Annotated in this window: 23 protein-coding genes; 8 read left to right on the top strand and 15 right to left on the bottom strand. The window is 63.4% G+C overall.

The window, feature by feature from the left end:
- Positions 1-8 precede the first annotated feature (8 nt).
- The 14 genes from AB2N08_RS15040 to ubiE form a co-directional block, all read right to left on the bottom strand.
- On the bottom strand, positions 9-2,405 hold the full coding sequence (locus AB2N08_RS15040) for a 3-hydroxyacyl-CoA dehydrogenase/enoyl-CoA hydratase family protein (RefSeq protein ID WP_367611470.1): 2,397 nt from the start codon (positions 2,403-2,405) through the stop codon (positions 9-11).
- Between the two features lie 164 nt (positions 2,406-2,569).
- Complete coding sequence (locus AB2N08_RS15035) at positions 2,570-4,360, bottom strand: acyl-CoA dehydrogenase C-terminal domain-containing protein (RefSeq protein WP_367611469.1); 1,791 nt, start codon at positions 4,358-4,360, stop codon at positions 2,570-2,572.
- Between the two features lie 47 nt (positions 4,361-4,407).
- Positions 4,408-5,025 carry a TetR/AcrR family transcriptional regulator gene (locus AB2N08_RS15030; RefSeq protein WP_367611468.1) on the bottom strand — a complete coding sequence of 206 codons (618 nt, stop codon included), beginning with the start codon at positions 5,023-5,025 and terminating at the stop codon, positions 4,408-4,410.
- Positions 5,026-5,494: 469 nt separating this feature from the next.
- Positions 5,495-5,884: an RNA-binding S4 domain-containing protein gene (locus AB2N08_RS15025; protein ID WP_367611467.1), complete on the bottom strand. Its 390-nt coding sequence runs from the start codon at positions 5,882-5,884 to the stop codon at positions 5,495-5,497.
- A 14-nt stretch (positions 5,885-5,898) separates the two neighbouring features.
- Positions 5,899-7,059, bottom strand: a complete 1,161-nt coding sequence (gene clsB / locus AB2N08_RS15020) for a cardiolipin synthase ClsB (protein WP_367611466.1) — start codon at positions 7,057-7,059, stop codon at positions 5,899-5,901.
- Between the two features lie 18 nt (positions 7,060-7,077).
- Entirely contained in the window at positions 7,078-7,890 is an 813-nt protein-coding gene (locus AB2N08_RS15015; protein ID WP_367611464.1) for an endonuclease/exonuclease/phosphatase family protein, read from the bottom strand.
- Between the two features lie 118 nt (positions 7,891-8,008).
- Positions 8,009-8,479: a dihydroneopterin triphosphate diphosphatase gene (gene nudB, locus AB2N08_RS15010; protein ID WP_367611463.1), complete on the bottom strand. Its 471-nt coding sequence runs from the start codon at positions 8,477-8,479 to the stop codon at positions 8,009-8,011.
- A gap of 54 nt (positions 8,480-8,533) precedes the next feature.
- Positions 8,534-10,336: an aspartate--tRNA ligase gene (gene aspS, locus AB2N08_RS15005; protein ID WP_367611462.1), complete on the bottom strand. Its 1,803-nt coding sequence runs from the start codon at positions 10,334-10,336 to the stop codon at positions 8,534-8,536.
- Positions 10,337-10,403: 67 nt separating this feature from the next.
- Positions 10,404-11,030 (bottom strand): DUF502 domain-containing protein, encoded by a 627-nt coding sequence (locus AB2N08_RS15000; RefSeq protein ID WP_367611461.1) that lies wholly within the window; start codon positions 11,028-11,030, stop codon positions 10,404-10,406.
- A 46-nt stretch (positions 11,031-11,076) separates the two neighbouring features.
- On the bottom strand, positions 11,077-11,424 hold the full coding sequence (locus tag AB2N08_RS14995) for an FmdB family zinc ribbon protein (RefSeq protein ID WP_367611460.1): 348 nt from the start codon (positions 11,422-11,424) through the stop codon (positions 11,077-11,079).
- Between the two features lie 291 nt (positions 11,425-11,715).
- Complete coding sequence (gene ubiB, locus AB2N08_RS14990) at positions 11,716-13,272, bottom strand: ubiquinone biosynthesis regulatory protein kinase UbiB (protein WP_367611459.1); 1,557 nt, start codon at positions 13,270-13,272, stop codon at positions 11,716-11,718.
- Positions 13,269-13,958 carry a ubiquinone biosynthesis accessory factor UbiJ gene (locus AB2N08_RS14985; RefSeq protein WP_367611458.1) on the bottom strand — a complete coding sequence of 230 codons (690 nt, stop codon included), beginning with the start codon at positions 13,956-13,958 and terminating at the stop codon, positions 13,269-13,271. Before AB2N08_RS14985 ends, ubiB begins: the two co-directional genes overlap by 4 nt.
- A gap of 132 nt (positions 13,959-14,090) precedes the next feature.
- Complete coding sequence (locus AB2N08_RS14980) at positions 14,091-15,080, bottom strand: Tim44 domain-containing protein (RefSeq protein ID WP_367611457.1); 990 nt, start codon at positions 15,078-15,080, stop codon at positions 14,091-14,093.
- Between the two features lie 24 nt (positions 15,081-15,104).
- Positions 15,105-15,839 carry a bifunctional demethylmenaquinone methyltransferase/2-methoxy-6-polyprenyl-1,4-benzoquinol methylase UbiE gene (gene ubiE, locus AB2N08_RS14975; RefSeq protein WP_367611456.1) on the bottom strand — a complete coding sequence of 245 codons (735 nt, stop codon included), beginning with the start codon at positions 15,837-15,839 and terminating at the stop codon, positions 15,105-15,107.
- Positions 15,840-16,323: 484 nt separating this feature from the next.
- On the opposite strand from ubiE, the gene AB2N08_RS14970 reads away from it, so the two are divergent.
- The 8 genes from AB2N08_RS14970 (at position 16,324) to AB2N08_RS14935 (ending at position 24,287) form a co-directional block, all read left to right on the top strand.
- Positions 16,324-17,664, top strand: a complete 1,341-nt coding sequence (locus AB2N08_RS14970) for a sigma-54 dependent transcriptional regulator (RefSeq protein ID WP_367611455.1) — start codon at positions 16,324-16,326, stop codon at positions 17,662-17,664.
- Between the two features lie 376 nt (positions 17,665-18,040).
- Positions 18,041-20,359, top strand: coding sequence for a hypothetical protein (locus AB2N08_RS14965; protein ID WP_367611454.1), 2,319 nt, complete (start codon positions 18,041-18,043; stop codon positions 20,357-20,359).
- Positions 20,360-20,459: 100 nt separating this feature from the next.
- Positions 20,460-20,861 carry a hypothetical protein gene (locus AB2N08_RS14960; RefSeq protein ID WP_367611453.1) on the top strand — a complete coding sequence of 134 codons (402 nt, stop codon included), beginning with the start codon at positions 20,460-20,462 and terminating at the stop codon, positions 20,859-20,861.
- Positions 20,858-21,538: a C39 family peptidase gene (locus tag AB2N08_RS14955; protein WP_367611452.1), complete on the top strand. Its 681-nt coding sequence runs from the start codon at positions 20,858-20,860 to the stop codon at positions 21,536-21,538. Before AB2N08_RS14960 ends, AB2N08_RS14955 begins: the two co-directional genes overlap by 4 nt.
- Positions 21,539-21,550: 12 nt before the next feature.
- The gene (locus tag AB2N08_RS14950) at positions 21,551-22,060 is read left to right on the top strand and encodes a hypothetical protein (RefSeq protein WP_367611451.1); all 510 of its coding nucleotides are present in this window, start codon (positions 21,551-21,553) and stop codon (positions 22,058-22,060) included.
- Between the two features lie 38 nt (positions 22,061-22,098).
- Complete coding sequence (locus tag AB2N08_RS14945; protein WP_367611450.1) at positions 22,099-23,505, top strand: hypothetical protein; 1,407 nt, start codon at positions 22,099-22,101, stop codon at positions 23,503-23,505.
- A 193-nt stretch (positions 23,506-23,698) separates the two neighbouring features.
- A complete protein-coding gene (locus AB2N08_RS14940) occupies positions 23,699-23,905 on the top strand; it encodes a cold-shock protein (RefSeq protein ID WP_183554103.1) in 207 nt (68 codons plus the stop codon).
- Positions 23,906-24,167: 262 nt separating this feature from the next.
- Entirely contained in the window at positions 24,168-24,287 is a 120-nt protein-coding gene (locus AB2N08_RS14935; protein ID WP_370662423.1) for a PAAR domain-containing protein, read from the top strand.
- A gap of 18 nt (positions 24,288-24,305) precedes the next feature.
- Here AB2N08_RS14935 and AB2N08_RS14930 read toward each other — a convergent pair whose 3' ends face one another.
- A complete protein-coding gene (locus AB2N08_RS14930; protein ID WP_367611449.1) occupies positions 24,306-24,746 on the bottom strand; it encodes a gamma-butyrobetaine hydroxylase-like domain-containing protein in 441 nt (146 codons plus the stop codon).
- Between the last annotated feature and the right edge of the window lie 10 nt (positions 24,747-24,756).

Genomic DNA, 24,756 nt, shown 5'->3' with positions numbered 1-24,756 from the left:
GTCGACGCTTAGTTGCGCACTGGCTTGCCGGTCTGCATCATGCCCATGATGCGTTCCTGCGTTTTCGGATTGTTCAGCAGTGCCACGAACGCCTTGCGTTCCAGGTCGAGGATCCACTGCTCGCTGACCACACTGCCCTGGTCGATGTCGCCGCCGGTGACGATCTCGGCGATGGTGTCGCCCAGCTGGTAGTCATAGGCCGAGATGAAGCCGCCGTCGCGCATATTGACCATCTGGCCGCGGATGGTGCCCCAGCCGTAACGGCCGGTGACCGGGAACGTGCGGCGCACCGGCGCCCGATAACCGGCGTCGAACATGGCGCGCGCGGTGGTTTTCGCCACGTGCAGCAGTTCATACGCATTGAAGACAATCACGTCGTCTTCCTTCAGGTAGCCCATGGCCTTGGCTTCGAGCGCCGATTTCGACACTTGCGCGGTGGCCGCGTTCATGAAGCCGTTTTTCAAAAATTGCAGGATGTCGTTGCCCTTGGCTTCAGTTGCCGCGCGCAGCGCCGCTTCTTTCAGGCCGCCGCCGGCCGGCACCAGGCCCACGCCCACTTCGACCAGGCCGATATACGACTCGATCGACGCCACGCGTTTCGACGCATGCAGCGCCAGCTCGCAGCCGCCGCCCAGCGCCAGGCCCGCCACTGCCGCAACCACCGGCACGTTCGAGTACTTGAGCGCCATGAAGGTGTCTTGCAGCTCGCGCACGATCGGCTCCATCGCCTTCGCGCCGCCGGCCATGAAGGCTGGCAGGGCCGATTGCAGGTCGGCGCCGGCCGAGAACGCGCCGCCTTCGGCCGCGTCAGTGTTCCAGATCACGATGCCCTTGAAGCCGGCTTCGGCTTCTTTCAGCGCGCGCTGCAGGCCCTTGATGACGCCATCGCCGATGACGTGCATCTTGGTCTTGAGCGAGACGACCAGTACGGCGTCGTCCGAGTGCCACAGGCGCACCGAGTCGTCTTCGAACACGGTGGTGCCGGCGGTTTTTGGATCGGCGGCGCCGAGGCCCACGACCGGTGCGCGGAACTGCTGGCGCTGGTACACCGGCAGATCGGACAGCGGCACGTAGCCACTGCTCGCCACCGAGTACGAACCTTCCGGCGTGTGCACGCCCTTCTCTGCAACCTGGCCTTCGAAGACCCAGGCTGGCAGCGGTGCATCCGACAGCGCTTTGCCGGCCTCGATGTCTTCTTTCACCCACTGCGCGATCTGGGTCCAGCCGGCGCCCTGCCACGTTTCGAACGGGCCGACGCTCCAGCCGAAGCCCCAGCGCATCGCGAAGTCGATGTCGCGCGCGTTGTCGGCGATCGACTCGAGGTGGAACGCGATGTAGTGGAAGGCATCGCGGAAGATCGCCCACAGGAACTGCGCCTGCGGGTTGGTCGACTCGCGCATGGCCTTGAATTTCTTGACCGGGTCTTTTTCTTTCAGGATGCGCGCGACGATGTCGGCCGCTTTGCCGCCGCCGGTCACGTAGTCACCAGTGGCGAAGTCCAGGCGCTGGATCTCCTTGCCGACCTTCTTGTAGAAGCCCGCGCCCGATTTCTGGCCGAGCGCGCCTTTTTCGATCAGCTTGGCCAGGATGGCCGGGGTCTTGTAGACGTTGAAGAACGGGTCGTCCTTCAGGTTGTCTTGCATGGTCTTGATCACATGGCCCATCGTGTCCAGGCCGACCACGTCCGCCGTGCGGAAGGTACCCGACTTGGCGCGACCCAGTTTTGCGCCGGTCAGGTCGTCGACCACATCCACGCTCAGGCCGAATTTCTCGGCTTCGACCATCGTGGCCAGCATGCCGAAGATGCCGACGCGGTTGGCGATGAAGTTCGGGGTGTCTTTCGCGCGCACGACGCCCTTGCCCAGGGTCGAGGTCAGGAACGTTTCGAGCTGGTCCAGGATTTCAGGACGCGTGTCCGTGGTCGGGATCAGTTCCACCAGGTGCATGTAGCGCGGTGGGTTGAAGAAGTGCACGCCGCAGAAACGGGCCTTGAGCTCACTGTCAAACCCTTCGGCCAGCTTGTTGATCGACAGGCCCGAGGTGTTCGACGCGAAGATCGCGTTCGGCGCGATATGCGGCGCGACCTTGGCGTACAGGTCATGTTTCCAGTCCATGCGCTCGGCGATGGCTTCGATGATCAGGTCGCAGCCAGCCAGGACGTCGAGGTTGTCCTCGTAGTTGGCTACTTCGATCAGGGCCGCATCATCCTTGTTGCCCAGCGGAGCTGGCGACAGTTTTTTCAGGTTCTCGATGGCGCGCAGGACGATGCCGTTCTTTGGACCCTCTTTGGCAGGCAGGTCGAACAGGACGACTGGCACCTTGGCGTTCACGCAGTGGGCGGCGATTTGCGCACCCATCACGCCGGCGCCGAGGACGGCGACTTTCTTGACGATGAAATTGGACATGTGTATTCCTTATTCCTTGGTTGGCTCGTCGTTCCCGCGAAGGCGGGAACCTAAGTTTGCACGCGTTACCACTGCGCTGAACTTGGATTCCCGCCTACGCGGGAATGACGGTCTTGAGTGTCGCCATGCTGCCAACGCAGCCGAAGCGACGGCTCTGTGTTTTGTTAGAACAGATCAGCATCCAGCGCCGTCAGGTTCGCGGCGCCCGAACGTGCCTGGCGGATCAGCATCGCGGTCTCGGGATACAGGCGCGCGAAGTAGAAGCGGATGGTTGCCAGCTTGGCTTCGTAGAACTTGTCGCCCGAGTCGAGTTTGGCCAGTGCGATCTTGGCTTGCTGCGCGAACAGGTAGCTGTAGACCAGGTGGCCGGCAACGCGCAGGTAAGGCACGGCGGCGGCGCCCACTTCGTCCGGGTTCTGGAAGGCCTTCATGCCGATTTCCATCGTCAGCTTGGTGACTTTGTCGCCCAGCTCGCCCAGCGGCGTGACGAATTCCGACATTGCCTCGTCCAGGCCGTTGTCTTCGACAAACGACTTGATCTTCTCGCCGAACTTGCGCAGCTTGGCGCCGTTGTCCATCAGGATCTTGCGGCCCAGCAGATCGAGCGACTGGATGGTGTTGGTGCCTTCGTAGATCATGTTGATGCGCGCGTCGCGCACGTACTGCTCCATGCCCCACTCGGCGATGTAGCCGTGGCCGCCGTAGACCTGCATCGCTTCGGACGTCGCGATCCAGCCGTTGTCGGTAATGAATGCCTTGATGATCGGCGTGAGCAGTGCGACTTCGTCAGCCGCTTCCTTGCGCACGTCTTCGTCGGTATGGTTCAGTTCACGGTCGATCTGCAGCGCGACGTATGACGAGAACGCGCGGCCGCCTTCGGCGTAGGCTTTCGCCGTCAGCAGCATGCGGCGCACGTCCGGGTGCACGATGATCGGGTCGGCTGGCTTGTCCGGTGCTTTCGGGCCCGACAGGCTGCGCATCTGGATGCGGTCTTTCGCATACGCCAGCGCGTTCTGGTATGCCACTTCGGTCAGGCCCAGCGATTGCATGCCCACGCCCAGGCGGGCCGCGTTCATGAACACGAACATCGCCTGCAGGCCCTTGTGCGGCTGGCCGATCAGGGTGCCGCGCGCGCTGTCCAGGTTCATCTGGCAGGTCGAGTTGCCGTGGATGCCCATCTTCTCTTCGATGGCGCCGCAGGCGATGCCGTTGCGCTCGCCCAGCGAACCGTCTTCGTTCGGCATGAACTTCGGCACCAAAAACAGCGAGATGCCTTTCGAGCCTTCCGGCGCGTCGGGCAAGCGTGCCAGTACCAGGTGGATGATGTTGTCCGAGATGTCGTGTTCGCCGGCCGAGATGAAAATCTTCGAGCCGGTGATCAGGTAAGTGCCGTCGCCTTGCGGTTCGGCCTTCGAGCGCAGGAGGCCCAGGTCGGTGCCGCAGTGCGCTTCGGTCAGGCACATGGTGCCGGTCCATTCGCCCGACACCAGTTTTGGCAGGTACAGGCGTTTCTGGTCGTCGGTGCCGTGTTCGAGCAGGCACTCGTAGGCGCCATGCGACAGGCCCGGGTACATCGACCAGGCCTGGTTCGACGAATTGAGCATCTCGTAGAACGAATTGTTCAGCGTGATCGGCAAGCCCTGGCCGCCGTATTCCGGATCGCACGCCAGCGCCGCCCAGCCGCCTTCGACGTACTGCTTATAAGCCCCCTTGAAACCCTTCGGCGTGGTCACGGATTTGTCGGCCGCGTTGAACGTGCAGCCTTCGCGGTCGCCCGAGTGGTTCAGCGGGAACAGCACTTCCTGGGTGAATTTTGCACCTTCTTCGAGTACCTGGTTGATGATGTCGGCATCGATTTCCTGGTATTTCGGCAGATCCTTGAATTCTTCGGTGACATTGAGGAACTCGTGCAGAACGAACTGCATATCCCGGATTGGCGCGACGTACTGACCCATGGTTTTCTCCTGAAGAATGTGACGATTATTGGACGTGACAGGCGGCCTTATGCCGCCTGGTGGTCTTGCGATTGTTGGTGGTTGCGGTAATGTTCGATCAGGCGCTCGAAGCCGGCGCGCGCCCGTTCGACAGCGCCGGGATTACGCAGGAAACGCGCATCGTGATGCAGCGCCAGGATCAGGCCATGCATCTCGAACACCAGCTGCTCGGCGTCGACACCGGCGCGCAGGTGCTGCAGTTCGATCGCCTGCTGCACGCTGCGCAGCAAGGCGCCCTGCCAGGCGCGCACCATCGACACCAGCTCTTCGCGGATCGGGCCTTCGCGGTCGTCATACTCGACGGCCCCGCTGATATAGATGCAGCCGGATGCGATCTCGACCGACACGCGCTTGACCCAGCGCGTGTACATCGCCACCAGGCGCGGCAGGCCGCGGGTTTCCTTGATGCTCGGGTAGAAAACCTCTTGCTCGAAACGGTGGTGGTACAGCTTGACCACCTCGAGCTGCAGGTCTTCGCGCGAACCGAAATGGGCGAACACGCCGGATTTGCTCATGCTCATCCGGTCGGCCAGGAGGCCGATCGTCAAGCCTTCGAGGCCATTGCGGCTGGCGAGCTCGAGCGCGACGTCGAGAATGGCCGCCCGCGTCTGTTCGCCCTTGCGCATGAATTTTGCTGAAGTACTGATAGCTTCCCCTGGTCTCGAAAAAATCCGAACGCTCGTACTATTATCTATCGGGCCTGGAATGTCAAACGGGAACTTAGAGGTGGCAGTCTAGTGATGCTTGACAACGATTGGCACAGGGAGAACGTGCCGCAGCGCTGGCCCTTCCAGCCGCCGTGGGTGGCAGAAAGGGCTTGGTCGTTTCAGCGATAAAGGTACAGCATTTTTGGCGAAACCGGGTAGGCATTTGCACGCGGCGCGGGGAGTGAGTTCCCAAGATGATTCACTGCTGCACAGCATAGTACCGTTGACCTGAAAACGTCGTTCCAGCGTAGGCTGGAACCTCATGTCGGCATCGTTGCCGCAAAAACTGATAGCGGCCCGCAGCGGACTTGGGTTCCAGCCTTCGCTGGAACGACGTATTGATGCTGACGAAGGCATGAGCGCTGGCGTATCGGTCCGCTCAGGTGCTTTACTCCTCGGTCGCGCGGCTCAGGGCGCGCCGATCCTGCTTGGTCGGGCGCCCCTTGATGTCAAGGCTCGGCTCAGGGTACAGGCGCCTCGCCACCTTGTCATTTTCGCGCTTGGCGATGCTCTCGTCGGTCTCGAAATACAGCGTGCGCGCCACCGGGGCGCCGCCGCGCGCGCCCGAGATGGCGGCCACGATGATTTCCCAGCGATCCGAGCCGTTATCGATGGTCATCTTGTCGTTGATCTTGACCGTGCGCGCGGGCTTGACCGCTTCGCCGTCGATGCGCACCCGGCCCCGCTCCACCGCATCTTGCGCCAGCGAGCGCGTCTTGAAAAAGCGCGCTGCCCACAACCATTTGTCCAGCCGGACGCTTTCTTTGTCTTTGTCCATTCTTGTATCCTTTATTACGAGTACCCGATCGCGCACACCCGCATCACGAGTTTATAGCCGAAATACGCGCAGCCGTTGACCGCGCGGCGCAGCCAGCCGATGTCGGCAAATTCGTGCGGACAGACCTCGACCCCGTCCGCGATCCCGCGTTCGATATGCGCGCGCATCGAGGCCGAAAAAATCGGATCGTCCACCACCACATTGGCTTCCTGGTTCACGAACAGCGACAGGCCGTCGCAATTGCTCGAGCCGACCGTGGCCCAGTTGTCGTCCACCACCGCCACCTTCGCGTGCAGCTGCGTCTTGCGGTACTCGACCACGCGGATGCCGTCGGCCAGCAGTTTTGGGTAAAACGATTGCGCCACCGCGTCCTGGATAGCGAACTCCCCTACCCCGATGAGCAGCGTGACGGCGACGCCGCGTTGGGCCGCGTGGGCGAGCGCCTTGCGAAACTTGCGGCCCGGTGCAAAGTATGGCGTGGCCAGCAGCACGCTGTGGCGCGCGTGGCCCAGCGCCTGCAGATAGGCGCGCTGGATGGTCGTGCGATTGCGCAGGTTGTCGCGCACCACGAATGCAGCGCGGGCGGGACTCGCGCACGATGGCGGCGGCTGCTTGCGCATCTCGCGAAACAGTTCCAGGCGCTTGCGCAGGCGCAGGCGGCCGGTGCGCGTCCATTGGCCTTGCGCTTCGTGGTGGATCTGCGCGACGAGCGGGCCGCGCAGCCGCACCGTGAAATCCCAGCGCGGCGCCGGCAGCCGGTGGCCGTCGGCGTGGTCGCACAGCCAGTCATCGTTGACATTGATGCCGCCGACAAAGGCGATCTCGCGGTCGATCACCGTGATCTTGCGGTGCGAGCGGGCGATGCCGCGCTTGCACAGCGGATTGAACACGCGATACTGGGCGCCGGCATCGGTCAGCACCAGGCCGAGCCGCGAGGTGACGCGGTGGCCGGTGCCGAACCAGTCGACCAGCACCCGCACCTTCACGCCGCGCCGGGCGGCGCGCGCCAGGGCGTCACGTATGGCGTCACCCGTTTCGTCTTCGGCGAAGATATAGGTTTCGAACAGCACCTCGTGCTGCGCGGCGTCGAGCGCGGCAATCAGCGCCGGGAAGAACGCGACGCCACTCTCCAGCAGGGTGATGTCGTTGTGGTCGACGAAGGTGAGGCTGCGCATGCGAGCGGCCGCGTGGCCTCAGCCCAGCTCGAGTTCCGCCACGATCGGTGCGTGGTCGGACAGCTTGGCCCACAGGGGGCCGTGCATCACCTGCGCGGAATTGACCTTGAAGCCGCGCACGTAGATACGATCGAGCCGGAACCACGGCAGCATCGCCGGGAACGTGCGCGCCGGCGCCAGGCGCGGCTTGCGGCCGGCCCAGCTGCGCACCATGTCGCCCATCGGCGAGCGCGGGCCCAGTTCGTCGAACACTTCGGTCACGCCCAGGCCGGTGCGCAGCTTGTCGGACAGCGTGTTGCGCCAGTCGTTGAAGTCGCCCGCGATGATCACCGGCTCGCCGTTCGGCGCGGATGAATTGACGGCGTCGATCAGCGACTGCGTCTGACGCCCGCGCCCGCCTTCGAACAGGCCCAGGTGCACCACATAGCAGTGCACCGGACACTCGGGCGTGCCCAGCACGCAGTGCAGGATGCCGCGCTGCTCGTAGGCGTGATCCGAGACGTCGTGGTTGTGCGAGTTTTCAATGGGATAGGTGCTCAGCAGCGCATTGCCGTGGTGGCCGTGGTCGTAGACCGCGTTCATGCCGTAGGCCGTGTGGTGCAGGTCGGAGGCGAAATAATCGTACTGGGCCGTTTCGGGCCAGTGGCGATGGCCACGGTCTTCCTTGCCAAAGCGTGCCTGGTGCCGGTCGTGCCGGCCCTGGACCTCTTGCAGAAAGACGACATTCGCGTCGAATTCAGCGATCGCTTTCTTCAGTGCGATCACGCGGGGCGTGCTGCGCAAGGAGGAGACGCCCTTGTGAATGTTATAGGTAGCCACACGAATTTTCATGGGAACATTCTACCCGGATCGGACCGCTGTTCTCGTGAAACAGACCCAATCGTGCGCCGTGGGTGTGTTGCCGGCGCCGGCTGAACGTTCATTGCAAAAATACTACATCAAAGAAATTTTATTTCACAGGATACCAACGCGCGAGCTGGTGGGACAGTTGCAGGATCGCTTCGGCATTCGAGGACGAGAAGCAGCGGTCGGCCGCTTCAAGGCAAGGCAGCCAGGCGCAGGCAACGTGTTCGCGTGGACTGAGAGTGATGGGGATGTCGCGCGGTACGCAAACAGAGAATACGTGCTCGGTATTCCGGGTCACGCCGGGAGCGTAGCGGTGACGCCAGACGGGATAGATTTCGTAGATATTCGACAACTGCCAGTCACGCAAGATGATTTGTTCGCCGTCGACAAGGATACCGGTCTCTTCGAACAGTTCGCGCGCGGCAGTCTCTGACAGCGGCTCGTCGAGCCGATCGAGCGAGCCGGTGACCGACTGCCAGAGCCCCGGCGGACCGGCGCGTTCGATCACCAGCACGTCCAGGTCGGACGTGTGGATGACGACCAGCACCGATTCGGGGATCTTGTAGGCTTGCATGGCAACAGAAGCCAGGCGATCGGGCCGGCGGCGGCTGCCGCCGGCCCGACACCATTACGCGACCTTCGGTTCGTTACGCAGGCGAATATGCAGCTCTTTCAATTGCTTCTCGTCGACTTCGGACGGCGCATTGGTCAGCAAGCACTGCGCGCGCTGCGTTTTCGGGAACGCGATCACGTCGCGGATCGACTCCGAGCCCGTCATCAGCGTGATCAGGCGATCCAGGCCAAAGGCCAGGCCACCGTGCGGCGGCGCGCCGTATTGCAGCGCATCCAGCAAGAAACCAAATTTGAGCTGCGCTTCTTCGGCATCGATCTTCAGCGCGCGGAACACCTTGCTCTGGACTTCTTCGCGGTGAATACGGATCGAACCGCCACCGAGTTCCCAACCGTTCAGGACCATGTCGTAGGCCTTGGCGATGCAGGCGCCCGGATTGGTCTCGAGCATGTCTTCGTGGCCGTCTTTCGGGGCCGTGAACGGGTGGTGCGTCGCGGTCCAGCGGTCGCCGTCCTCGTCGTAGTCGAACATCGGGAAGTCGATCACCCACAGCGGCGACCAGACGTCGTCGAACAGGCCGGCCTTCTTGCCGAATTCGGAGTGGCCGATCTTCACGCGCAGCGCGCCCAGGGCATCGTTGACGACCTTGGCTTTATCGGCGCCGAAGAAGATCAGGTCGCCGTCTTGCGCGCCCGTCAGTTCCATCACTTGCGCGAGCACCTCGTCGGACAGGTTCTTGACGATCGGCGACTGCAGGCCGTCACGGCCTTTTGCCTTCTCGTTGACCTTGATGTAGGCCAGGCCACGGGCGCCGTAGATCGCGACGAACTGGGTGTAGGCATCGATCTCCGAACGCGGCATCGAACCGCCCTGCGGCACGCGCATGCCGACCACGCGGCCGTTAGGCAGGTTGGCGGCGCTGTTGAACACCTTGAACTCGACCGTCTTCATCAGTTCGGTCAGTTCGGTGAACTCGAGCTTGACGCGCATGTCGGGTTTATCGGAACCGTACATCGCCATCGCGGTGGCGAAGTCCATCACCGGGAATGGGTTCGGCAGTTCGATGCCGGTGGTGTTCTTGAACACCACGCGCATCATTTCTTCGAACATGTCGCGAATCTCTTGCTCGGTCAGGAACGAGGTTTCGCAGTCGATCTGGGTGAATTCAGGCTGGCGGTCGGCGCGCAGGTCTTCGTCGCGGAAGCACTTGGTGATCTGGTAGTAGCGGTCGAAGTTGGCGACCATCAGCAGCTGCTTGAACAGCTGCGGCGACTGCGGCAGCGCGAAGAAGTTGCCCGCGTTGACACGCGACGGCACCAGGTAGTCGCGCGCGCCTTCCGGGGTCGACTTGGTCAGCATCGGGGTTTCGATGTCGATGAAGCCCAGGTTGTCGAGGTACTTGCGCACTTCCATCGAGACCTTGTAGCGCAGCTTCAGGTTGTGCTGCATCTGGCCGCGGCGCAGGTCGAGCACGCGGTGCGTCAGGCGGGTGGTTTCCGACAGGTTGTCGTCGTCCAGCTGGAACGGCACAGGCACCGAGGCGTTGAGCACTTCGACTTCGGTTGCGGTCACTTCGATCTTGCCCGACGCCAGGTTGGCGTTGACGGTGCCTTCGAGGCGGTTGGTCACGGTGCCGACGATGCGCAGGCAATACTCGTTACGCACGTGCTCGGCAGCCTTGAAGACGGCGGCGTTGTCCGGATGGCAGACCACCTGCACCAGGCCTTCGCGGTCGCGCAGGTCGATGAAGATCACACCGCCGTGGTCACGGCGGCGGTGCACCCAGCCGCACAGGCTGACGGTTTGGCCCAGCAGTTCCTCGGTGACGAGGCCGCAGTAATTGGTACGCATGGTGGACATAGTTTTCGTTCCAGGTTGGTTGATTTGTCGGCGCCGCCATCACGGGCGGCCCAGATTCTGTGGTGCGTTATTTGGCAGCAGCGATATTTGCAGCACTGAGCGGCACATGGTTCGGCGCGACCACGCCCATCGAGACGATGTACTTGAGCGCCGCGTCGACGGTCATGTCGAGTTCTTTCACACGGCTGCGTTCCATCATCAGGAAAAAGCCCGAGGTCGGGTTCGGCGTCGTGGGCACGTACACGCTCACGAAGTCGCCCACCAGGTGGTTGCTCACGTCGCCGCCCGGCACGCCGGTGAGAAACGCGATCGTATACGAATCGGCGTGCGGATACGGGATCAGGACCGCCTGGCGAAAGGCATTGCCGGAGGACGAGAACAGCGTGTCCGAGACTTGCTTGACGCTGCCGTAGAGCGAGCTGACGACCGGCACGCGCTTGAGCAGGCGCTCGCCCACGCGCACGACGTACTTGCCGACCAGGTTATTGGTGAGCAGGCCCGTGACGAACACGATGGCCAGCGTCAGCACCGCGCCGATACCCGGCACGTCCATGCCGAAGAACTGGCGCGGCTGCCAGGCGGCCGGCACGAACATCAGGGACTGGTCGAGTGTGCTGATGATCAGGCTCAGGACCCAGGCCGTGATGGCCAAGGGCACCAGCACCAGCAGGCCGGTGATGAAATATTTACGCATCGGATTATCCCGTTATTCTTGTTGGCGCGGCGCGATGCCGCTGCGATCAGGTGCTGCTCTTGTCGCCGCCGCTGCTGCCGGTACCACTGCTGCCCGTGGCTGGCGCGGCCGGGGCTGGCGCGGCGGCGGCTGGCGTTGCCGGCGCCGCAGGTGCGCCCGGCTCGCCGGATGCGCCGGCAACCCCGGCGGCAGTGCCGGTCGCCGGCGGCGTGCCGCCACGGAAATCGGTCACGTACCAGCCCGAGCCCTTGAGCTGGAAGCCGGCCGCAGTCACCTGCTTCTTGAACGATGGCTTGGCGCAGGATGGGCAGACGGTCAGGACCGGATCCGATATCTTTTGCAGTACATCTTTGGAAAAACCGCATTCTTCGCAGCGATAGGCATAAATCGGCATTCTGGTGCTCCGCAAAAATCTTCAAAACCCTGAATTATAAAGCTTTTGCCGCGGCTTTTACGGAATGCGGCTTGGCAGAGGCACAATGGCGCCGACGTCAACGATACTGGGCGTTCCGATGTTGTTTTTCACCATCTTCAACGCCGATTCATTTGCCCGTGCATCGCCATTGGTGATGTAATACGCGTTCCTTGAAGAAACAGAAGGCGGCGAGATGTCTGCATCAGCGCCGCCCATAAAAGAACACAGCTTATCGGGCCCGCGCAAGCGGGCTTTTTCTTGGCCGCCCGGTTACAGGAAGTACAGCGCCGTGAGCCCGGCGCAAAAGCCCGTCGCCAACAAGGTCAGGAACGTGAGCATGCGATTGGTGCGGCGCTGCTCCACCACCAGCATCGCCATCATCTCGGCATTGGCAATGTGCGGGTGCTGCCCCTTCGACTCGCGTTCGAGCGCCTGGTGCACCAGGCGCGGCAGTTGCGGGAAGATCTGCGCGTAGCGCGGCGCCTCGGCCTTCAGGCGCTCGACCAGGCCTTGCCAGCCCACCTGCTCCGCCATCCAGCGTTCGAGGTACGGTTTCGCGGTCTTCCACAAATCCAGATCCGGGTCGAGCTGACGGCCCAGGCCTTCAATATTGAGCAGCGTCTTTTGCAGCAGCACCAGTTGCGGCTGCACTTCGACATTGAAGCGGCGCGAGGTCTGGAACAGGCGCAATAAAATCTGGCCGAACGAGATGTCCTTCAGTGGCCGGTCGAAAATCGGCTCGCAGCAGGCGCGCACGGCCGATTCGAGTTCATCGACGCGCGTGCTCGGCGGCGCCCAGCCCGATTCGATGTGCGCTTCGGCCACGCGCTTGTAGTCGCGTTGGAAGAACGCCAAAAAGTTCTGCGACAGGTAATCCTTGTCGAAGTCGGTCAGGGTGCCGACGATGCCGAAGTCCAGCGCGATATAGCGGCCCAGCGTTTCCGGCGCGGTCGACACCAGGATATTCCCGGGGTGCATATCGGCGTGGAAGAAACCGTCACGGAACACTTGGGTGAAGAAGATCTCCACGCCATCGCTCGACAACTTCTTGAGGTCGACCCCGGCCGCGGCCAGGCGGTCGATCTGCGATACCGGCAAGCCGTGCATGCGCTCCATCACGATCACGCTGCTCGAGCAATAGTCCCAATACATCTCGGGCACCATCAGCAGCGTGGAGTTGGCGAAGTTGCGGCGCAGCTGGCTGGCGTTGGCCGCCTCGCGCATCAGATCGAGTTCGTCGTGCAGGTACTTGTCGAATTCGGCCACGACCTCGCGCGGCTTCAGGCGCCGCGCTTCGCTCCAGACCGCTTCGATCAGATTGGCGGCCATGCGCATCAGCGCCATGTCTTCGTCGATCAATTTCTTCATGCCGGGCCGCAGTACCTTCACGGCGACTTCTTTACCATTTTTCAGGGTGGCGAAGTGCACCTGGGCGATCGAGGCCGAGGCCACCGGCTCGCGCTCGAAGTGCGCGAACAACTGATCGGGATGGGTGCCGAGCGAGCGCGTGATCTGCGCCACGGCCAGATCCGAGCCGAACGGCGGCACGCGGTCTTGCAGCATGGCCAGTTCGTCGGCGATATCGGGCGGCACCAGGTCGCGCCGGGTCGAGAGCACCTGACCGAATTTCACGAAGATCGGGCCCAGCTCTTCCAGCGCCTGGCGCAGGCGCACGGCGCGCGGCGACGTGATCGTGCGCCAGAAGAAGAACGTGTTCATCAGGCGCGCGGTGCGCGGTGCGTTGATGCTGGTGACGGCGATTTCGTCCAGGCCGTACTTGGTGAAGACGGTGAGAATGCGCAGCAGGCGCAGGAATTTCAATATCATCGACGATCCGGATTCTGGTCTGCGCTTGAAGCATTAGTGAAAGAAGGTTGGCCGGCGCTGCGTTGGGCCAGCGCTTGCTCGAGCCGCGCGATGCGCTTGGCGCTGCGCTCGACGTCGTCGCGCAGGCGCACGACGTCAGCGGCGAAAGCGTCGCGCTGGGCGGGCCGCACCAGCACCGGCCGCTCGTCGGCCAGAAATTCGGCGACGTTCTCGGCCAGGCGGCGCCCTGCTTCGCCCAGGCCGCTGACGACGCGCTGTGCGCCCTGGTGCAGGCGATAGGCGCCAACCGGGCCCACCACTTTTTCAAGATCGTACTCGGCGTCCCAGCGCAGGCCATTGGCCAGTTGCGAGATCACGTTGGCAAATTCGGCGTCGCCCTCGATCTTCACGTACGACAGCGCGCGCGTGCGGTCTTGCGCGATCAGCGGCAGGTCGGCCGGCTTGATGCGGATGGTGACGTTGGCCGGGCCGGCGTCCTGGCTCGCCTCGAACAGGCCGTCTTTTGCGACCAGCACGCGCAGTTCGACCACGCCGGCATCGATGCAAGCTTGTTTGCCGACATGACGTGCGAGCGCGGCCCGCGCCCAGGCTTCCTGGGCCAGCAAGTGGTTGATCGCGGCGACGGCTGGCACGGCCAGCGCGCGCTCGGGCGACAGGGTCGACCGGAATGGAAGATTCGAAAACATGGCGAGACTAACCCTCAAAAAACAAAACCGCCCGGGTTGATTCGGGCGGTTTTGATCTTACCAGTTCGCCGGGCGCACACCCGGTGACACGGATTGTTTGCGGAAAAATAATTCCGTCGGTTTAAGGCACATTTAATTCGGCTGCTGGATGCCGGCCAGCACCCAACCACCCGCGCCAGAGAGCGGCTTGGACATATTCCAGACCTCGACGAACGGCTCTGGCAGCGCATCTTTCGCGCTGCGGATCATGGCGTTGAACTGTACGCTGGCCAGGTAATCGGTGGCGGTCTGCTCGATGCCGAGCAACTGCGCATCGATATTGACGACGTCGGTGAAGTCGGCGACCGCGCCGCGCTCCTGGATCTGCAATTTCAGTTCGGCAAACACTTCAGGCGAGGTGAATTCGCGCAGGTCGTTCGTGTCGCCGCGGTCCCATGCCGCCTGCATGCGGATGAACGACGATTTGGCGTGACGCAGGAAGCTCTCGCTGTCGAAGTCGGCCGGCACGCCCCATTGCTGGTGCGCGGCTGGTGCGGCGGCATTGCCGAAGCCCGTCGAATGCAAACCGCCTTTGTCCAGCGCGACGCCGCCCTGGTACGCGGTTGGCTGCGGACGCAGCCCCGAGCCAATTTCAGGCGTGCCAACGCCACCAGCTGCCTGCGGCTTGAAGCCGCCGAAACCGGCTGCCGATGGATTGGCTGGCGTGTCCTTGCGGCGGAACATGCGCACCAGGAACAGGATGACGAGGCCGAACAGCGCGAACATCAGGATGCCGGCGATGATACTGGCCATCGCGCCGCCAATGCCCAGGTGCGACAGCAGCATGCCCAGGCCCAGGCCCAGCAGTGCGCCGCCCAGGATATTGCGCATCATGCTTGGTTTTTTGGCCGCTGCCGCAGCGCCCGCCGCGCCGGCCGTTGCACCGGCGGCGGCTGGCGTGGCCTGGTTCGGGGTCTGGCGCTGCATGTTCTGTGCGGGTGCCGGCGCCGGGGCCGGCATCTGGCGCACAGCCTGCGACTGGCGGCCCACCGAGCGCTTGCCGCCCATCGGGCGCGCGAAGGCCTCGGCCACCATCGAGAATGCGGTGACTGCGAGGAGCGTCGTGACCAGGAATTTTTTCATTGTCTCCGTCCTTGTGTGTTGAAACTACAGTTTGATACCGGTGTGCAAAGCGGCCACACCCGCCGTCAGGTTGAAATACTGGACCCGTTCCAGTCCCGCCTCTTGCATCATGCCCTTCAGGGTGTCCTGGTCGGGGTGCATGCGGATCGATTCGGCCAGGTAGCGATAGCTTTCGGCGTCGCCCGCGATCTTCTGGCCCAGCCACGGCAGCACCGAGAACGAATACACGTCGTAGGGCTTTTGCAGCGGCGCGATCACTTTAGAAAATTCAAGTACCAGCAATTTGCCGCCAGGCTTGAGCACGCGGTGCATCTCGGCCAGGGCCTGATCCTTGTGCGTCATATTGCGCAGGCCAAAGGCCACGCTGACGCGGTCGAAGTAATTGTCAGGGAACGGCAATTTTTCGGCGTTACACAACATGGTTGGGGTGACAAGCCCCTTGTTCAAGAGACGATCGCGGCCAACGCGCAGCATCGACTCGTTGATATCGGTGAGCCAGACTTCGCCCGACTTGCCCGCCTGCCTGGCAAAGGCCTTGGCCAGGTCGCCCGTGCCACCGGCGATGTCGAGCACCTTGAAGCCGGGCCGCACGCCCGCCTGCGCGATCGTAAACAGCTTCCAGGCGCGGTGCAGGCCGGCCGACATCAGATCGTTCATGACATCGTACTTCGCGGCGACCGAGTGGAAGACCTTGGCGACTTCCTGGACCTTCTGGTCCTCGGCGACGGTTTTGTAGCCGAAGTGGGTGGTGTTCGTCATATATGCAGGCAGGTTAGGGGTTGCCACATTATACAAGGACGCGAACAAGGGGCCGCGCCGCCTGCAAGGCGGTACGAGATGGCGTTCGGTGACGGGCGATTACGTACGACGTAGCTGTTTGGATTCAACTTCTTTGTCTTGTGGGATACCCGCAACGCATCTACGCACGCTGGGTTATTTCGGCGAAAATCACGTTGCGCACCCCTATCCGCATACAGCGGCCAGGACTAAGATCAATACCAAGAGACACACTCTATTTTCACTTCACAATGCGAAATATCAAACGTTTAGTTCGATTTTGCACTTGTCATTAGATTTTTATCAATGGTTGTGCGCCATGCTTTCTGCATTTTTGGTTTAATTAACATTATTTTTCGGCCGGCGCTGTGCCGGTTGTTGCTCCCATCGCCGTTGAATGGTCCCCGTGGTGTGCCGGGATGCATGGCAGCGTAGCGGGTGTCAACGCGTCATGATGAGGACAACAGTGCCGGTTAAACGTCTTATCTGCATTACGAGCAAGGGCAGCGCGCATGCCCACGCCTGCCACGGCGCCATGCCTGGTTGGGATGTGTGCGTCGTCGAGCACCTGGCTGCCGCGCGCAAGGTATTGTCCCAGCAGCATTATGGCGTGGGCCTCCTGCTCGACAGCAGCGATGGCGCGGACGACGCCGGGATCGAACGCTTCCTGCACCAGCACCACCACATGCGCTGGGTTGGCGTATTCGACGCGCACCGCCTCGACCAGCCGGCGCTGCGCGAACTGATCGCGGCCCACCTGTTCGACTTTCATACCCAGCCGGTCGACACGCTGCGGCTGCAGCACTCGCTGGGCCACGCCCACGGCATGGCGACGATGGCCGCGCGCGTGGCCCCGCACGGGGGCGCCACGCGCCACAGCCATATCGACGGAATGTCAGGCGCCATCGCCCGCCTGCGCTCGCACATCGACAAGATCGCCGCGGTCGACGCGCCGGTCTTGATTTGCGGAGAAAGCGGCAGTGGCAAGGAATTGGCGGCGCAGGAGATTCATCTGCAGTCGCAGCGCGCCTCGGGCCCGTTCATCGCCATCAATTGCGCGGCAATGGCGCCGGCGCTGATCCATTCAGAATTGTTCGGCCACGAACGCGGCGCATTCACCGGCGCCACGCGCGACAAGCAGGGCTTGCTCGAAGCGGCGTCCGGCGGCAGCATTTTCCTTGACGAGATCGGCGACCTGCCGCTCGACCTGCAGGCGAGCTTGCTGCGCTTCTTGCAAGAGCGCGTGATCTACCGGGTCGGCGGCACCCGCACCATCGCCGTCGACGCGCGCGTGATCACCGCCACGCACGTGAACCTGCCTCAGGCCGTGGCAGAAGGACGCTTCCGCGAAGACTTGTACTACCGCCTGAGCGTGTTCCCGATTCGCGTCCCGGCGCTACGTGAACGCAAGGAAGACTTGCCGCTGCTGACCGATCTCATCTTCAACAAATTCGCCAGCGAACGCAGCCCGCAACTCAAGGGCGTCAGTCGCGAAGCCTTGCTCGCCATGGCGCGCTACGACTGGCCCGGCAATGTGCGCGAGCTGATCAACCGGGTGCGCCGCGCCATGGTGCTGGCTGAACATCGCCTGATCATGCCGGAAGACCTGGATCTGCCGGGCGTCGGCCAGATCTGCCCGCTGGGTGAAGGCGTGGGCCTGGGGTCCTCGCGTCTGAGCGCCGAGCGCGTGGCCATCGGCGAAAGCCTGGCGCGCACTGGCAACAACATCAGCCGCGCCGCGCGCGAGCTGGGTGTATCGCGCATGACGCTGTATCGCCTGATGGCCAAGCACGAGATTTCGGTGTAAGCGTCATTCTTCACATGGCGTCAGCCACGTCCTACCGCGTTCCCCCTTGAATTCACAGTGATTTCATGCAGCGTGCTTGCCATCGGGCAGCACGCCAAGTGGCGTTGCTCACTCTGGGCACCAAGCCTGCTGGTTACAGTTTGATACAGTTTGATGACCTGTTCGACAACTCTGTAACACGCCCGAGACAGTTGTCGATACAGCTATTGGCATGCTTCATTGTTCTACCGATCGCAAGGCAAACTCATCAAACAACTCCTACAAAATCAATGACTTGAACAGGCGAGCTTCGCTGGCACGAGACCTGCTATTACGGAAGTGGACCGAGCGTCACGGGACCTCGGGAAACTTAAACAGTGATATTAGGGGAGCAACAATGAAGCGCACTATCCTGGCAACCGCGATCGCCCTGGCATTCAGCATGGCTCACGCACAAGAGAACACCGTAAACGACGTCCGTGGCGGCAACACCCAAACGTCGACGATGCTCAACACGACCAATACCAACACCGACAACAGCTCGCTCACCGACTCCCGCAACAGCAATAACACTGCGACGACCACCAATACCAGCACCGACAACAGCCAGGCCAACAGCAACAACATCGCGACCAACACCAACAACAGCCAGGCCGACAGCAACAACACGGCAACCAATACCAACACGTCGACCAACACCAACAATAGCCAGACCGACAGCAACAACACGGCGACCAACACCAACACCAACACGAGCACGAGCACGAACACGAACACCAACAATAGCCAGAACGACAGCAACAACACGGCCACCAACACCAGCACGAATACCAACAACAGCCAGAACGACAGTAACAACACGGCCACCAATACCAACACGAACACCAGCACCACCACGAACACCGCCAACAACCAGGTGGACAACTCCGACAACCGCGTCACGAACAACACGACGACCAACAGCAACAGCCAGACCAGCAACCAGTCCGACACCCGCACCAACACGACGACGATCGACAGCAACGACACGACCGACATCGCGACCACCACCACGACCACCAACAGCAGCGACAGCAGCCAGGACAGCTCGGGCCAGAACAACAGCTCGGGTGACGCCAATGCCGAAGTGGCCGGCGCAGCAGCAGCCAACAACGGCGGCAGCGCAAGCTCGTCGGTGGCGAATTCGTTCAACACGTCGTCGGCAACATCGACCAGCGCCCTGACCGGCAACGTCAGTGGCAACACCATCAGCAACATCGGCAACACCGCGCAAAACACCGGCGGCGCGAATGGCGCAGCCGGTGTCGGTGCGGCAGGCGGCGTCGGCAATGGCGGCGCGGCCAGCGGTACTGGCGCAGCCGGCGGTGCAGCCTCGGGTGCGGCAGGCGCGGCAGGCGGCGCGGGTGGCTATGCAGCAGCAGGCACGGCATCGACCGGCGCCTCGACCGTCGGTAACGCAGCTGGCGGCGCCGGTGGCGCAACCGGTGCTGCGGGCGCCACTGGCGGCGCAGGCGCTGCCGGGGCCATGGGCGGCTACGCTGCCGGCGGCAATGGCGCCGCAGGCGGCATGGGCACGGGCGGCGCAGGTGCAGCAGGCGGCGCGGCCAATGGCGGCTCGGGCGCGGCAGGCGGCGCGGCCATCGGTGGCGCCGGTGGCGCGACCGGTTCGCTGGCTGGCGGCAATGGCGGCGCCAGCGGCGTCGCAGCAGGCGGCGCGGGCGGCGCCGGCGGCGGCACCGGTTCGGCAACGGGCGGCGCAGGCGCAGCAGGCGGCCTGGGCGGCGCGGGTGGCATGGGCGGCACCTCATCGGGCTCGAGCCTGACCGCTTCGAACGGCGCTGGCGGCGGCGCGGCCAGCATCGGCGATGCCACGGCGACCTCGGGCGCAGGCGGCATGCCGGGCACCGAAACGGCCGGCACCGGCGGCGCCAGCGGCGCACCGACCAATACCGGCGGCACCAGCACGGCTGGTAGCCCGACGAGCGGCGCGAGCACCAACGGCGCTGGCGACTCGATGGCAGGCATGGGCGGCGCGGGTGCAGCTGGCGGCGCCGGCGGCTCGGGCGAAGCGGCATCGAACACGTCGGGTAGCGGCGCAGCAGGCGGCGCCTCGACCGGCGGCACCGGCGGCGCTGGCGCGGCACTGGCCGGCACGGGTGGCGCAGGCGCCACCGGCACGGCAGGCACCGGTGGTTCGGGCGCAGCAGGCACGGCCGGCATGGGCGGCAACGGTGCAACCGGCACCGGCGGCGCAGGCGGTGCGGGCCAGGGTGGTACGGCCGGCGACGGCGGCATGGGCGGTTCGGGCGCCGAAGCGACCGCATCGACCGGCACCGGCGGCGCGGGCGGCGCGTCCACCGGCGGTTCGGCCACGGGCGGCTCGGCCACCTCGGGTGATGCAACATCGGGCGCCGGCGGCAGCGGCGGCGCCGGTGGTGCGACCACCTCGGGCGCAGGCGGCTCGGGTGGCGAAATGGTTGCCGGTGCAGGAACCGGCGGCTTCGGCGGCGCGGGCGCCGGCGGCGATGGCGGCACCAACAACGTCACCGCAGGCTCGTTCGACATGTCGAACTCGATGAACAACATTGCCCAGTCGGCAGCCGGTATCTCGATCATCAGCCAGAACAATGGCTTCTCCTCGCTGATCCAGCAAAGCGTCAATGTTCAGTCGAACATGAACGTCGGCGGCACCGCGCCAAGCGGCGGCGTCCAGTAATCAGGCAACGGGTCAGGCGCAGGCAGCCACCGGCTTGCCTGCGCCTGACTCCCGCCATGCGGCGCTTTGCCCGCATGGCGGTTCTATCGAGCGAGGCACCATGAAACGATTCCACCAGATTGGATGTATCTTGCTGGCGGCAGGCGCTGTCCTGCCACCGGCCGCCCAGGCCACCGAACCGGCCAAGCTGCCGGTGGTGGTGAGCTTTCTGTCGAGCGTGAACGTGGCGCCGGCAGCCGGCGACGATCTCGCGAGCGCCTGGGGCAAGACCACCGACGCCGCCATCCTCGGCGACCTGCGCGGCGGCGCCGACATCATCACCACCGAGGCGACGCTGGGCGGCACGGTCGGCAACAACACGGCCACCAACGTCACTACCGGGATGAACGTGATCAGCGGCGGCTCGTTCGCCAATTCGTCGGGCTTGCCGGTCGTGATCCAGAACTCCGGCGCGAACGTCCTGATCCAGAACGCGACCGTCATCAACCTGCAATTGCAATGAGCATGACACGAGGCTTTTTTCTGATCGCACTGTGCGGCGCCCTGCTGGCGCCGCAGGGTGCGACTGCGCTTGATCTGGCCGGGGTCGGGCGCGTCAATGTACCGGTCACCAGTCTCAAGGACATCAAGTTCCAGCGCACCCTGCGCCAGCAATATGACTACAGCTGCGGCGCCGCCGCGCTGGCCACGCTGCTGTCGCACCACTATCACACGCCGACGCCCGAACAGGACGTGTTCCAGCAGATGTACGCCACAGGCGACAAGACCAAGATCCATAAAGAAGGTTTTTCGCTGCTCGACATGCAGCGCTTTTTGGCCACGCGCGGTTTTCGCGCCGACGGCTTCAAGCTGCCCATCGAAAAACTGATCGCTGAAAAACTGCCGGCCATTGTCCTGATCACCGACCGCGGCTTCAACCATTTTGTCGTCGTCAAGGGCGCCGAAGACGGCCGCATCCTGATCGGCGATCCGTCGACCGGCAACCGCGTCGTGAGCATGGAACGGTTCCAGGAAATCTGGCGCAACAAGATCCTGTTCGTGATCCACAGCCACAAGGAGCAAGTCGCTTTCAATACGCCGGAAGACTGGCGCGGCGCGCCGCGTGCGCCGCTGGGCGCCGGCATGCACCAGGACCAGCTCAGCGCGACCCTGCCGAAGTTCGGGCCGGGCGATTTTTAACGGGGACCCACGATGCGCCTTCCACCTTACCTTTTGTACGCTGCCCTGCTGGGTGTGCTCGCGGGCGCCCTGCCGCTTGCCAATGCCACCGAGCCAACCGTGCCCGTGCTCGGCAAGCCGGTCGCAGCCGCCAGCCTGGACGCCGCCCGTGGCGGCTTCGAGGTCGCCGGCGGCCTGTCGCTCTCGCTCGGCATCGAGCGCGTGGTCTCGGTCAATGGCGAAATCCTGGCGCGCACGAATATCGCCATTCCCGACCTGGCGGCCATGACGGCCGAGCAGGCGCGGCTGACCCAGGATGCGCTGGGCGCAGCGCGGATGATCCAGATCGGCGGCAACAACTATGCCGCCGCCGATCTGAACCTGCCGAATGGCGCGACGCTGCTCCAGAACACGCTCAGCGGCCAGGATATCCGCACCGCGACCACCATTTCGTCGACCGTCAACAGCATGTCGCTCATCAAGGACATCAATTTCCAGTCGACGATCCGCGATGCCGTCGTGCGCTCCGCTGGCGGGCTATGAATTTATTAAACCACTAACAATTATTCTGGAGAATCTGGATGTATTCACACGTCGCGCGGCTCGGCGCTGCGGGCCTGGCGGCCGCCCTCCTGGCGCCGCCCGTGCTTGCCCAACAAGGTACTACCCTGCCGGATGCTGGCGCGAAGCCATCGCACAGCGAATTATCGCAATTGAAGGATGAACTGGCCGAACAGCGCGCGCTCGTCAATCGCCTGCTGCAGGAAGTCCAGGCGCAGCGCGAGCAGTTGCAGCGCATGGGCACGCCGGCCGATGGCGTGCTGCTGTCGCAGCAACGCGGCGCCGGCGGCTCGATGAGCGGCCAGGCGCCGGTGGCCGAGCCGCCCGTGTTGCCGCCGGCGGTGACCGGGGTGCCGTCGCCGCTGCCGCCGCAACCGCGGCCGAACCAGCCCGGGGTACCAGCCCCGGCACAGGCCCAGCCCGCCGCGCCGGCGCAGGCGCAGAACGACAGCCGCCAGCAACCGAACCGGCCGCCCGAAGTCGCACCGATCGGCGACCAGCCCGGCGTGCTTACCGCGCCCGGCACCTATGTGCTCGAGCCATCGATGCAATACGGCTACTCGTCGAGCAACCGCGTGGCGCTGGTCGGCTACACCGTCATCCCCGCATTGCTGATCGGCCTGGTGGACGTCCGAGAAATCAAGCGCAACACCTTCACCACGGCGATCACCGGCCGCACCGGCATCAACAACCGGATGGAAGTCGAGGTCAAGGTGCCGTATGTGTACCGCTCGGACGCCACCGTCAGCCGCGAACTGTTCACCGGTACTGCGGTCGAACGTGTGTTCGACACCACCGGCAAGGGCATGGGCGACGTCGAAGTCGCCGGGCGCTACCAGCTCAATACCGGCGGCGCCGACAAGGGCTATTACATCGCCGGCTTGCGCTACAAGAGCCGCACGGGGCGCGATCCGTTCGAGGTCGTCACCGATTGCGACCGCCGCTGCGTCGGCGAGAACGTCACCGGTACCGGCCTGCCGCTGGACTTGCCCACCGGCTCGGGCTTCCACTCGCTGCAAGGCACTCTGACCTGGCTGTATCCGTCCGATCCGGCCGTGTTCTTCGGCAACCTGAGCTACGTGCACAACTTCAAGCGCGACGACGTGACACGCCTGGTACGCAACGGCGAACGCGAACCGCTTGGCTCGCTGCAGCCGGGCGCCGTGCTCGGCTTTAACTTCGGCATGGGGCTGGCGCTCAACGACAAGGCCTCGCTCAGCCTCGGCTACGACCACAGCACCATCGGGCGCATGCGCCAGAACGGCGCCACCTCGATCGGCTCCGTGCGCACGCAGCTGGGCACGCTGCTGCTGGGGTATTCGTACCGCTTGAGCCCGAAACGTACGCTCAATATCGCGGTGGGCGCAGGCGTGACCCGCGACACGCCGGACGTCACATTGACGCTCCGCTTACCGATGACTTTCTGATCGGAAATTTAATATTGAAATCAGTCATGCTGCGGGGATGACTTGTGGTAAATACGAAGACGATTGAAAAATCTTGCTTCCAATTTAAGAGTTTGCCCTATAATCAGATTCGCAATGTAAGGCGTCACCCTGGTTCTTGTCCTAGGTACGCAAACAGGGCATCAACGTAAAATTAATTTTTGAGGGAATAAAAATGGCGACTGGCATTGTTAAATGGTTCAACGACGCAAAAGGTTTCGGTTTCATCACGCCTGACGGCGGTGGCGAAGACCTGTTCGCGCACTTCTCGGCGATCAACGCCAACGGCTTCAAGTCGCTGCAAGAAAACCAGCGCGTGACGTTCGACGTCACCACCGGTCCTAAAGGCAAGCAGGCTTCGAACATCCAGCCGCAAGCTTAAGTTCCGCTGTAGTCGATACCTTGTCCGCTACGGCGGGCAAGCAAAGCAAAAGAGCACATCTCCGGATGTGCTCTTTGTCGTTATGGGGTCAAATTTTTTGCTGTGTGATTGTCTGTGGCGGGCACAACACATTGAGAACCCCGCATTGCGCCAGCGCATGACCCTGATGCTTTGCCGTCGCACTTGACCGTTTCATCAAGTTAACGACAACCCGCTCGAGCTCTCCCCAGGGTCGACCGCCATCAGGATGCACCAGGCCTGCGTGATTGCAGAAGGCGACCCGGACATGACGATCGATGGCATCCCGGTGGCGTTCGACGGCCATGCCACCAGTTGCGGCGCCCGCCTGATATCGACGGCCACCGACAGTGGCCGCGACTGACGCCACGCGTTATCTACCTTACTTGCAGCCGCAACTACCCGAGCCGCAACCGCCGCCGCCCGACTTCGCCGCCGCCACTTGGGCGAACTGCGTCACCGGCGCGCGGCCGCTTTCTTCGTCGTAGCCGGCCGCCTGCAGGCGCGCCACGTACTGCTTCCACAGCGATTCCTGGCTGCGGCCCAGCTCATACAGATAATCCCAGCTGAAGATGCCGGTATCGTGGCCGTCCGAGAAGGTTGGCTTGATCGCGTAGTTGCCGACCTGCTCGACGTCGGCGATGCCGACTTCGCGTTTGCCAAGTTGCAGCACTTCCTGGCCCGGGCCGTGGCCCTTCACTTCGGCCGATGGCGAGTACACGCGCAGATATTCGAAGGGCAGCGAAAAAGCGCTGCCGTCGTCGTAGGCGACGTCGAGCACGCGTGATTTCTGGTGGACGGTCAGTTCGGTTGGATGTGGCATGGCACTCTCT

Origin of the sequence: Massilia aurea (assembly GCF_040790145.1) — a bacterium.
Taxonomy (GTDB): Bacteria; Pseudomonadota; Gammaproteobacteria; order Burkholderiales; family Burkholderiaceae_D; genus Telluria; species Telluria aurea_C.
The sequence above is the reverse complement of the archived record's forward strand: the minus strand, read 5'-3'. Positions and strand labels throughout refer to the sequence as shown.